Below are 11,469 nucleotides of genomic sequence, written 5' to 3' on the forward strand. Positions count from 1 at the left end.
ACCCCCATCAACCAGCTGCAGAAATGTCGTATTTCTTCATCTTGTGGTTGAGTGTGCTCATTGGCAGCGCCAATTGCTCAGCGGCCTTCTTGGTGTGCCAATTACACGCATTTAAGCAATCGATGATCACTGTGCGCTCGTATTGGCTGACAACATCCTTAAGGCTCTTTGAAGCATCTTCTAAATCCGCTTGTGCTGGCTGCTCATAAGCAGGTTGTTCTGGAGTAGGTGAGGCTGCTTTCACTTCGACAGTTGGTACATCTTCTGGGATTTGTTCACCAAACTCGATATGAGTGATGGTTTCAAAATCGGACAGTAGTACCGAGCGCTCGATGATGTTTTTAAGCTCACGCACGTTCCCTGGGTATTGGTAGGCAAGCAGCTGTTTACGTACATTGGCACTTAACCCTGGCGCTTGCGGCAAACCTAGCGTGTTGGTTGTGTGTTGCACGAAATGTTCAGCAAGGGGAATAATGTCCGACTTACGGGCTCTCAGGGGCGGCAATGTAATAGGGAAGACATTTAAGCGATAGAACAAGTCGGCACGGAATCCGCCATCTTTGATTTGCTGCATAAGATTACAGTGGGTTGCAGCGATAACGCGCACGTCCACTTCAATCTCTTTGCTGGTACCGATAGGGCGAACTTTACGCTCTTGCAGTACACGCAGTAACTTCGCTTGTAGTAGCATTGGCATATCGCCAATTTCATCTAGGAAAAGCGTGCCGCCGTTGGCTGCTTCAAACAAACCGACTTTGTCTTTGTCCGCGCCCGTGAATGAACCTTTCTTATGCCCAAACAGTTCAGACTCTAACAACTGTTTGGGAATTGCCGCACAGTTTTGTACGATCAAAGGCTGTTCTGAACGGTTAGAGTTTTCGTGAATGTATTTCGCGATCACCTCTTTACCTGCGCCCGTTTCACCACGCAACAGAACGTCGACAGGAAGAGATAGCACCTTATCAAGACGATTCAAGACATTGAGCATTTCTTCGCTCTCTGCAATAGGACCTTGATAGGCTTTCTGAGTACGTTTTTTGAGCTGAGTGTTCTCGCGCACTAGGGCTTGATTGTCGGCATTGAGATTTTTAATCACTTGCCCATATTGCTCTAACCAAACGGCTTGACGAATGTTACTCGCTGCCATTCGACAAAACTCAGTCAAGGCTGCCTCGTTGTCAATGACATTCAAATCGAGTAAGACTAACAGCCCAATGGTTTTGCTTTCGCTATCAATCAAAGGCCAAGCCAGTAAGTTCTCGCTTTTTAGTCCCAATGTCTGCTCTGTTTGATAAATGCTTTCACAGTCGTAGCCGTTGTATTTGTATAACTCGTTAATCAACACCACTTCACCATTACGAATCGCAAAGTTAAATGGGTCGTTCTCACTGGCTGAGTCTAACTGTAATGCTTCCCAAGGGTGGGAAACGATAGTTTTATCGTTATGGTGAGCGGTACTTGGAATCAACGCCTGCCCAGTCTGGTCCAAAACGTAAATGATGCCGTGCTTTGCGAGGGTCATTTGTCTCGCAGCGGTCAACACGGCATCCAAGGTTTGGGTAAGCTGGCTGCGATCAGCCAAAGACTGACTGATCGCAAGTAGGGCGTTACTAAGTTCGCTATGGTTAGCTGAACGCATAGGTTAGTGTTCCTTGCTCATCGACAGACACTTCGATTTGCGTATGTGAATCATCCTTGTCATGCACTAATAGCTGAGTCGATAGTTGCGGCAGCAACTGACGGTTGATGACCGCGTCGATGTTACGCGCGCCTGTTTCAGCAAGGCGGCAGTTACCTAGTACGAACTCAACCAAGCTTTCTTCGTAGCTTAGCGACAACTTGTGATGGCTCTGTAGACGCTGAGAAACTTTATTCAGCTTGTGGTGAATAATTTCTGTCATTGCTTCATCAGACAGCGGAACAAATGGTAGTACTGACATACGTGCCAACAGCGCTGGTTTGAAATGTTGGTTCAATGTAGGACGAATAGCTTCTGCGATGATGTTCGCATCGATGTCTTTTGATTGATGAACCAAAGATTCAATCTCGTGCGTTGCAAGGTTACTGGTCATGATGATCAGCGTGTTCTTGAAATCGATGGTTCGGCCTTCGCCGTCGTTCAATGTACCTTTGTCGAACACTTGGTAGAACAGGTTCAACACTTCAGGATCGGCTTTTTCCACTTCATCAAGAAGAACAACAGAATATGGACGTTGACGAACCGCTTCTGTCAGCATGCCGCCTTCACCGTAACCTACGTAACCCGGAGGTGAACCGATTAGGCGAGATACCGTGTGCTTCTCTTGGAACTCAGACATGTTAATGGTCGTCATAAAGCGCTCACCACCAAACATTTGATCAGCAATCGCACGAGCCGTTTCGGTTTTACCCACACCACTTGGGCCAACGAGCAGGAATACGCCTGTCGGTGCGTCTGGGTTACCTAGACCAGCTTTCGCAGTTTGAATGCCTTCAGACAGTGCATCAATAGCGTATTCTTGGCCTTTGATGCTTTGTGTTAGGCTTTCTTTCAGTTTTAGTGTGGTTTCTGCTTCGTCTTGAAGCATCTTACCCATTGGAATACCAGTCCAGTCCGAGATCACGTGGCTGACTTCATCTGGACCCACTTCAAAGTGAACCAGTGGGTTGCCATTGCGGATTACATCTAGCTGTTCTTGGCAGGCCGAAATGGCAATGCGAACGGCTTCTTCATCCATTTCTGCATATGGAGAAACGTCTCGCTCTTGTTCTGAATCTTCGTCTGCAACAAGCTCTTCTTCATTTGTTTCGCCAAAGACCAGTTCATGTAAGCGAGAGCGTAGAGCAATCATCTCTTGGATCTGCTCTTTTTCTTTGTGCCATTGCGCTTCTTGTTCTGCTAGCTCTTCTTTCGTTGTTTCCATTGCCAGTTTTAGGTCTGGAATGTTAGCAAGGCTGTGCTTGTCGCCAGTTTGCTGCAGAGCATCACGCTCAAGTGCTTCAAGCTCGCGCTGTTGAGCTGCAAGTTCTTGCTGCAGAGTCTCAACAGAAGCAGGAATGGCATTAAGGCTGATGTTCACTCGTGCACACGCCGTATCTAGTACATCGATCGCTTTGTCTGGCAGTTGACGGCCAGAGATGTAACGAGCAGAAAGCGCTGCCGCAGCAGTGATGGCGTCATCACGCACGTAAACGTTGTGTGACTTCTCGTATGCTGGGCGCAGACCACGAATGATCAATGCTGCTTGTTCAGGAGACGGTTCGTCGAGTTTTACCAATTGGAAACGACGCGCAAGAGCAGGATCTTTCTCGAAGTACTTCTTGTATTCCGACCATGTTGTTGCGGCGATGGTTTTCACTTCACCACGCGCTAGGGCTGGTTTTAGCAAGTTTGCCGCGTCGCTGCCGCCTGCTTGGTTACCGCCACCAACAAGGGTGTGTGCTTCATCGATGAATAGAATGATTGGAGTTGGTGAGTTTTTCACTTCATCCAATACTGCGTTTAGGCGTTTTTCGAATTCGCCTTTTACGCTTGCACCAGCTTGCAGAAGACCCATGTCCAGGCCGTAAAGCTCAACACCTTTGAGGTTGTCTGGTACGTCACCTTGTACAATCTTAAGTGCCAAGCCTTCTACTACTGCGGTTTTACCAACGCCCGGTTCACCAACAGCAATAGGGTTGTTTTTACGGCGACGAGCAAGAATGTCCACGATTTGGCGGATTTCTTGGTCGCGGCAGAAAACAGGGTCGATTTCGCCTTTGCGTGCTTTACCAGTGAAGTCGGTTGTGAACTTGCTCAGTGCTGAGCCATCCTCACGAGCTTGTGTTTTCTCTGAAGTAGCAACTTGCTCCTCAATAGAGTGGCTTGTTAGCTCTGCAAAGTTACGCTTAAGGCTGTCAGGGTTTACCGCTTCAAGGATAGAGGCGTAACCATGTTGGCCGTAACGGAGAGGGTTGCTAACAAGAGTAAGGAGTAAGGCACCAGAGCGGATTTGTGTTTCGGATAGATCTAAAGAAGAAACCAGCCAGCTTTCTTGCAACCATTCGATTAATAAAGCAGAAAAAACAGGTTTGCTGCCATTTCCTTTGGCGTTGGTGTCGAGTGTGGATCGAACCGATTGTCTTAATAAGTTCTCAGAACAATCAAAATGACTTAATAAGACGTCAAAATCACTATTTGGCCTTTCTAATAGACTCAGTAAATAATGCTCAATTTGAACTTCGTTTGCTTTTTCAGAGACTGCAAGTGCAGCGGCGTCTTCTAATGCTACTTTTGCAATCGGGTGTAGACGCTGAATTAATGAAGAAAGGTTTATATTTATCATAGCCATTTTATTCTTTAGAGGAAAAGAGGTAGCGGCTATTATACTAAAAGTAATTGCGTTCTTTTTTTATCAAGATATTTTGACTATCGTTTGTTGGTTATTTTTAATGATTATTGTGACATTAATGTTTGTGGTTATTTTAATGGCGTTGTTATTCTAAATTAATTGATAGTAAAAGTGTCGGATTTATTAGTTTTAATGACTTTATTTACACGGTTTTATATGGTTATTTTCACTTTTTAAAGTTAGAACAATTTATTATTATCTTAATCCAACTTTTTGGTTTTTTATCCAATAAATTGTACTCAAGATATTAGTGAATAATGTCTTAATTTGATTAAGTTGTTGTTTTTGTTGTGCTTTTAAAGTTGGCACGGACTTTGATTATACCAAGTAGTCGCGGTGATAAGCGATTTGGTGATTTAAACAAAACAGATTTTAGAAAAGGAAATAGCGATGCCAACTCCAGCATATATGTCTATCCAAGGTGAGACTCAAGGCCATATTACTAAAGATACTTACTCTGCAGATTCAGTAGGTAACACATGGCAAGAAGCTCACGTTGATGAGTTCCTAGTACAAGAACTTGATCACGTGCTAACTGTTCCACGTGATCCACAAAGTGGTCAGCCAACTGGTCAACGTGTACACCGTCCACTTGTTGTAACTAAAGTTCAAGATCGCTCATCTCCACTACTATTCAACGCACTAGTATCTGGCGAAAAACTTCCTGAGTGTGTGATCCGCTTCTACCGTACTTCAGTTCAAGGTAAACAAGAGCACTACTACTCAATCAAATTGATTGATGCGCTACTTGTCGATATCCAAACTCGTATGAACCACTGTCAAGACGCAGCAACAGCTGACCGCGTGACAGAAGAAGTGCTTAAGTTCACTTACCGTGCGATCGAAGTAACTCACGAAAACTGTGGTACTGCGGGTAACGACGACTGGCGTGCTCCACGCGAAGCTTAATTGCTTGTCGCGTAAAGATTCAGGGCCAACGATTGTTGGCCCTAATTCGATTATTTGTATCAGGTAAAAGATATGGTGAATGACGTAGAATTTAAATTTGAAGTGCCTGGATGTGGGCATGAATTTCGGGTTGAGAGCTTTCATGTTCATGAAGAGTTATCTAAGCCTTTCCACATCAATCTCTCATTACTTTCACTTGATCCAGATATCTCGTTCGATGAGTTAATACGTAAAGCAGGAACATTGACACTTTACGGACAAGGTGTTGGGGCTGCGCGTGTGTTCAACGGCGTGGTGAATGAAGTTCGTTACTTAGGGACTGGACGTCGTTTTTCTCGTTATCAATTAGTCTTGGTTCCTCAAGCTTGGTTCTTATCTCAGCGCCAAGATTGTCGTATTTTCCAGCAAAAGTCAGCGCAAGACATCATCACAGAAGTACTCGATGATGGGGCAGTCACCGATTACCGATTTGAAGTGTCGGGTACTTATCCTCCAAAAGAATACGTTCTGCAATACCGTGAGTCTGACTTGCACTTCGTGCAGCGTATGATGGCTGAACACGGTATGTGGTATTACTTTGACCATAGCGATTCAAATCATACGATGGTCATTGTCGACAGTAATGACGCGATTGCACCTTTGATAAGCTCGCCACTAAATGCTTCTTACATTGGGCCGATTGTTTATCATGCCGATGGTGGCGGTGTTGCCGATCGCGAACATATCTCTGATCTCGAGTTAGTTAACCGCGTTAGAACGGGACAGGTTACGTACACAGATTACAACTACGAACACCCTAAAATTCCACAAGAGATGACACAGGCTGGCGAGTTAGACCAAGATCTCAAGCAGTTTGATTATCCTGGACGATACGTTGACCCGCTGATGGGTCAGGTGAGAACCACGGAGTGGATGTCGGAACACATAGTCGATAATCAACAAGTGGAAGCAACGAGTGACGTAATGCGCTTAGCATCTGGTTACAGCTTTAACGTCAGTGACCACCCGCGTTCTGAGATTAACCGCGATTACCTCATGTTGTCTGTAATGCACACAGGTCAAGATCCGCAAGTGCATGAAGATGAAGCGAGTGGTATGCCAACCACTTACTACAACCAGTTCTCGTGTATTCCACGTGATGTGGTGTTTAAAGCGCCTAAACTAGCGGCACCAGTAGTGGATGGCCCGCAAACGGCGGTCGTTGTAGGACCAGAAGGTGAAGAGATTTACACCGACAAGCTTGGTCGAGTGAAAGTACAGTTCCATTGGGATCGCTACGGTGATAACAACGAGCATTCAAGCTGTTGGATTCGTGTAAGCCAATCCATGGCGGCGCCAACATGGGGCGCAGTTTATTTGCCGCGTATTGGCCATGAAGTCGTAGTGACTTTCCTTGAGGGGGACCCAGATCGTCCGTTAGTTACGGGCGCAGTTTACAACGGTTTGCATTTCCCACCGTACTCTTTGCCAGAAAACAAAACTCGTACCACGTTCCGCACGCAAACGCACAAAGGAACAGGTTACAACGAGTTGAGTTTTGAAGACGAAGCGAACCAAGAAGAAGTCTATATTCACGCTCAAAAAGACATGTCGACCAAGGTGCTCAACAACCGTTACCGTGATATCGGTCAAGATGAATTCTTGAAGGTTGCACGTCACCAAACGAATGAAGTTCATGGTGACCATAAAGAAACCATTCATGGGCATAAAACGACACAGGTAAACAGTACGTTTACCGAGACAGTCGAGCAAGACGTTACCGTTACATACAACGCGAACGAAGCCCAGTATGTGAAAAACAATTCTGACTTAGAAATTGGTGATAACCGTACGACTAAGATCGGTAAAAATGATGACTTAGATATTGGCGAAAACAGTAACCTTACTATCGGTGCGTCTAAGAGTTCAGATATTGGTGCGGATGATAACCAGACGGTTGGTGGCAACTTAACGGTATCAGTGAAAGGGAATACCGCTTATAAAGCTGATGGTGCAACGCAAATTATCAGTGGCGACAAGATTGTATTGAAAACGGGTGGTTCCTCTTTAGTGATGAACAGTGATGGTTCAATAAAGTTATCAGGCTCGGCTATTACGATCGAAGGCAGTGACAAAGTCGTCGTGAAAGGTGGCAACGTAGTGGTTAACTAACAATGGAAAAACAACCTCTTACAACAGAAGTAATATCAAAGCAGCAAGCCGAATCAACGGCTTGCTTTTCGCGTTTTGGAAGAATAGTGGCTATCAATGAGTCTACGGGCAGTGTGCGAGTTGATTTTGATGGTAACCCATTTAAGCAGCCACTCACTGCGAGACTAGGACGTGGCTTTCGTCGTTCTGAGCTGCAAATGGCTATCGATAATCGATTAAGTTGTCGAGTTGAATTTTTGAACGACGACTTAAGCTTGCCTCTTGTGACGGACATTTTCTTCTCCATTCTGGATGACTCTGACGAGTTTGTATTGCGAGCGAAGAAGATGGTTATCGAGACAGAACAAGAGTTGGTAGTCAAAAGTGGTGAGACAGAAACTCGCTATAGCGGGCGCGATGGACGAATTACCACTAAAGCGAAGTACGTCACTTCTCAAGCAGAAAAAGCACAAAAAATTCAAGGCGGAACGATCGCAATTAACTAATTACCTAGCATTAGCTAATTTACGTCGAGTTAGCTAATTACTTTGTATTAACTAATTGCAATCGCGTTATGGCACGCTAATAACGGATAACTAGATGCGACAAAGAATCGGTGTCGAGCACCTAAAGGCACCCATAACCAATCAAGAAGTCGAAGGCGCGTTAGCAAAAGCTGATCGCGCTGTGAATGACCTTTCCCAGTTGCCAGTAACATGGCTGGATTTCTGTAATGAAAAGCTGTCCATTGCTTCTGAAAGTATCGGGTTTTTAATCAGGCAGCGAGTTCAAATTCACAAAAGGGGTTATCCAAGTCGTGAGTTGGCGTATCTCAAGCTGATCGAACGCCAAATTGAAGAACTGAAGCAGGTGTACTTGTCGTTTTATCGGCTAGCACCGGGGTTGATTCATCAGTTAAGAGGCCAGGAGCCAGAAATCTACAGCTGGCTGATGCTACAGGGCGAGTTGGGCTCAGAGTTGGATAACCTTTTGTGCGGATTGAGTTTACTCGAAGATATTGACGCTAAAACCGCAATGGTCATTGCCGTACAATCTCCGGTTGAATCTATGGATAGCACGCTTTCGGAGCTTATTGAGGGCAATGCGACATCCAGTGCGTTTTACTTTGAATGCTTACGTGTACGTCAAACATTAAGTGTTTCTCTCATCAAGCGCTGGCACAAAGCCAGCATCATTAGCTCTCAAGTTGCTTTGCCACTGCTCGTTTTACAAGACGTAAAAGAGGGGATTGATTGGCTTAATGACAATGCAGGCAGCGAACAATATCTATTTGAACGTTTGATTACCAAACGTGACAGAGGCACTTGGTTCCGTCAGTGCTTTGGCATCGAACCAAATAGATTACCATCAGCGCAAGTGCTCACTTACGCCAAGTTGCTTGAGTTAAAAGAGTTTGAGGCGTTTGATATCTCTTCTTCATTAGCACCTGTTGATTTTGCGCTGAGTGGTGATTGGAAACTGGTGCCCCAAATCATCGAGCACTTGGAAAGTCTGGAGGAAGCTGAAGGTGAAATTTGGCTTCAAGCCTTGTATGTCGTCTACGGAAAGCTTCTTCCTCTGACTCCGCAAGATGTTGGTGTCGAGTATGAATGGGAAGAGATCGTCGATCTGCTCAATGAGTGGGTGGAAGATGAAAAATATATCCAAAATCTACCAAGCCGCTTGGGTTACGCATTGACCTTCGAGTCTACGTTAGCTGCGATGCAAGATTCTAACGTTGATGTGCTGTTCCGCGACTGGCTATGGCGCCAAATCTGTATTCAATCCAGAGCCTACGTGCCTTGGGATATGGCAATGCCGATTCATCAACAAGACTGGAACTTTAACAATTTAAAGGCCGCACCTTCTGCGAGCGAACGATTCAACTTAAGGAATAGCAATGCAGTTATGGGATATTGAGGCGCACCCTGAGCTATCACTTAAAGGTCGTTTTCAACGTGACGAAAACGGCGATGAAGTGTGGGTTGTGGTCGCCAAACGCACATGGCAATTCGATGGTGTGGTTTGGCACGAATTAGGTGAAAGTGAAATCTTCGATGATCCCCAATATTTGGGCGAAGAAGGCTTCTCTGCGATGAAAGTTGACCACGAGTTCGCGTATACCAAAGACAACACAGATGTACTTGTTTACGGCAAAGCGCGCAGTTACGCGAAAAAGCCAGTGACATACCAAGAGTGTCGCGTGTTGATTGATGGTCATATCGATAAGATTCTCGCTATTCACGGGGAACGCGTATGGGTTGAGCATGCTGGCAGTATCACGCTGAGCAATCCAGTCCCATTTATTGAAAAAGACATTGATTACACTTGCGCGGTAGGCGGTGATTTACGTAACCGAATAGGTGGTGGGGTTGCCGACTCCAACAAAGAATTGCTTGAACAGAAAGTACCCTCGATTTTTTATCCCCGAGAGGACTGGAGTGCCGCCGCGAAAAAGCTACGCGTTGCGGGGTTCGGGCCTGTGCCTCCGTTCTTTGAGTCGCGCCAGAAGCTGGCCGGCACGTTCGATGACGATTGGATTGAGAATCGCAAGCCAATGTTGCCACTCGATTTTGATAAGCGGTTCTTCCAAAGCGCGCCTATTGATCAACAGTGCAAAGGCTTCCTTCGTGGGGGGGAGCGTTTGATGATGAGTGGTTTTTGTCATGATGACACGCTTTCATTTCGAATTCCTAAAGAAAAATACCGTGCGATCGCGACGTTCAAAGATCAAAGTTATCAAGCTGATATGGCGATGTACACCTTATTCGTTGATGCGGAAAAGAAAACTATATCAATCAGTTACACCGCTGCGTTTCCTTGTCAGGGCAAGGAGCATTTGTTGGTGTCGACATCCATCACTAAGTTGGAAGAGGTAAGCGAGCATGCATAATTCAACAGGCCGTTACGTGCTAGGGATGGAAGTGATGACGCCAACCGGTATGAATTTAGATATTGCTAGTGCAGTTTCGTATGCTGATTTAGGAAGATTCGACCAATGTGTAGGGGATGATGGTATCGAGCGTTTTACTTACGCCAAAATCGAATACACCAAAGAAAGTGAGCAGTTTGCGAAAACGTGTGAGTTAATCACCCACTTGCTTGATTCATTGTTAGCACAGTTACCACGTTCATTGAGACCAATACCTTTGCTTATAGCGGTGCCTGCGTCTGTTTCACTAGTAAAGGTGCAAGAATGGCTTGGTGAAAGTAACTATGCTGAATTTCTCTCTGTGGTGAATGCTGTTCATGCCAGTGGGCCCAGTTTCGTTCTCCAGGCCATGAAATCATTGGATAAATATGATGCTATGATGTGTATCAGTGTCGATTCCTTGGTGAGTTCGATGCAAACACTCATCGACGATGCGATGGTAATGAGTACCAATAATCCATGGGGCGTTATTCCGAGCGAGGGTGGGGCGGGTTTAATTCTTTGTCGAAAAAACACCGTAGAAACATTGAAACTTAAGCCTCAAGCGCAGCTTGGCTACATTGATACGGAATTAAACACTTCAGACCGAAGAGGCATGTTTCGACTTGTTCAACGTGCGAGTAAAAAGCTTGATTCATTTGGTGAAGTGTATTCCGATATGACGAACCTGCGCATGCATTCGGAAGATTACGGTTTTGCTCTGGGGGCTAAAGCAGAACGATTCACGAACCCAGAACAACCGCAGCTTATCAATGAGTTGTGGGGCACAATGGGCAGTTGTTCTTCTCTCGCTTTAATTGCCTTTGCGGTCAGAGAGCACCACTTTAAGCAACCAACTACGTTGTTAATGTTCGACTTTCATGGTGACAAAGGAGTTCTCCAATTACTGCAATGTTAGCGGGCACTCATCGATCAAATGGCAATGAAAATATACTCATATTATTAGGTTGAAGTTTGTAACACGAAAAAGCGTATAACTCATGCAGTGAAAGCGTAAGTAAAAAGGTCTAATAAGTTAGTAATAATAACTAAAATAATAGGCTTACTGTTTGTTTTAAATACCAACCTTGATACAAGTACGTTCAAGAAAATATTATTCAACTCTAATAATATTTATTCTATGAAAGA

General features: G+C 45.1%; 8 protein-coding genes. 6 read left to right on the forward strand and 2 right to left on the reverse strand.

Translation table 11 applies throughout. The features are described from left to right. Window positions 1–7: 7 nt before the first annotated feature. Together R7F64_RS10790 and tssH are read right to left on the reverse strand one after the other, a co-directional pair. Window positions 8–1,639 carry a sigma-54-dependent Fis family transcriptional regulator gene (locus R7F64_RS10790; RefSeq protein ID WP_318071671.1) on the reverse strand — a complete coding sequence of 544 codons (1,632 nt, stop codon included), beginning with the start codon at window positions 1,637–1,639 and terminating at the stop codon, window positions 8–10. Beyond that, window positions 1,626–4,304: a type VI secretion system ATPase TssH gene (tssH, locus tag R7F64_RS10795; protein ID WP_318071255.1), complete on the reverse strand. Its 2,679-nt coding sequence runs from the start codon at window positions 4,302–4,304 to the stop codon at window positions 1,626–1,628. The genes R7F64_RS10790 and tssH overlap by 14 nt, the downstream gene beginning before the upstream one ends. Window positions 4,305–4,760: 456 nt before the next feature. On the opposite strand from tssH, the gene R7F64_RS10800 reads away from it, so the two are divergent. From R7F64_RS10800 to R7F64_RS10825, 6 genes are all read left to right on the forward strand, one after another. Continuing rightward, the gene (locus R7F64_RS10800; RefSeq protein WP_005373415.1) at window positions 4,761–5,279 is read left to right on the forward strand and encodes an Hcp family type VI secretion system effector; all 519 of its coding nucleotides are present in this window, start codon (window positions 4,761–4,763) and stop codon (window positions 5,277–5,279) included. Window positions 5,280–5,351: 72 nt separating this feature from the next. Continuing rightward, a complete protein-coding gene (tssI, locus tag R7F64_RS10805) occupies window positions 5,352–7,430 on the forward strand; it encodes a type VI secretion system tip protein VgrG (protein WP_005373412.1) in 2,079 nt (692 codons plus the stop codon). Between the two features lie 2 nt (window positions 7,431–7,432). Then, window positions 7,433–7,915, forward strand: a complete 483-nt coding sequence (locus R7F64_RS10810) for a hypothetical protein (protein WP_017633762.1) — start codon at window positions 7,433–7,435, stop codon at window positions 7,913–7,915. A gap of 94 nt (window positions 7,916–8,009) precedes the next feature. After that, window positions 8,010–9,329, forward strand: a complete 1,320-nt coding sequence (locus R7F64_RS10815) for a hypothetical protein (protein ID WP_318071672.1) — start codon at window positions 8,010–8,012, stop codon at window positions 9,327–9,329. Beyond that, on the forward strand, window positions 9,310–10,302 hold the full coding sequence (locus tag R7F64_RS10820; RefSeq protein WP_017633760.1) for a DUF2169 domain-containing protein: 993 nt from the start codon (window positions 9,310–9,312) through the stop codon (window positions 10,300–10,302). Before R7F64_RS10815 ends, R7F64_RS10820 begins: the two co-directional genes overlap by 20 nt. Further along, entirely contained in the window at window positions 10,295–11,239 is a 945-nt protein-coding gene (locus R7F64_RS10825) for a hypothetical protein (RefSeq protein WP_318071673.1), read from the forward strand. The genes R7F64_RS10820 and R7F64_RS10825 overlap by 8 nt, the downstream gene beginning before the upstream one ends. The last annotated feature ends 230 nt before the right edge of the window (window positions 11,240–11,469 follow it).

The sequence above is a fragment of the Vibrio sp. Vb1980 genome, from assembly GCF_033338615.1.
GTDB classification, from domain to species: Bacteria; Pseudomonadota; Gammaproteobacteria; order Enterobacterales; family Vibrionaceae; genus Vibrio; species Vibrio alginolyticus.

What these genes read in the sequence shown, in the direction of transcription:
- R7F64_RS10825 (WP_318071673.1), top strand. Translation starts at nt 10,295, where the DNA reads ATGCATAATTCAACAGGCCGTTACGTGCTAGGGATGGAAGTGATGACG.
- R7F64_RS10810 (WP_017633762.1), top strand. Translation starts at nt 7,433, where the DNA reads ATGGAAAAACAACCTCTTACAACAGAAGTAATATCAAAGCAGCAAGCC.
- R7F64_RS10800 (WP_005373415.1), top strand. Translation starts at nt 4,761, where the DNA reads ATGCCAACTCCAGCATATATGTCTATCCAAGGTGAGACTCAAGGCCAT.
- tssH (WP_318071255.1), bottom strand. Translation starts at nt 4,304, where the DNA reads ATGATAAATATAAACCTTTCTTCATTAATTCAGCGTCTACACCCGATT.
- R7F64_RS10790 (WP_318071671.1), bottom strand. Translation starts at nt 1,639, where the DNA reads ATGCGTTCAGCTAACCATAGCGAACTTAGTAACGCCCTACTTGCGATC.
- R7F64_RS10820 (WP_017633760.1), top strand. Translation starts at nt 9,310, where the DNA reads ATGCAGTTATGGGATATTGAGGCGCACCCTGAGCTATCACTTAAAGGT.
- R7F64_RS10815 (WP_318071672.1), top strand. Translation starts at nt 8,010, where the DNA reads ATGCGACAAAGAATCGGTGTCGAGCACCTAAAGGCACCCATAACCAAT.
- tssI (WP_005373412.1), top strand. Translation starts at nt 5,352, where the DNA reads ATGGTGAATGACGTAGAATTTAAATTTGAAGTGCCTGGATGTGGGCAT.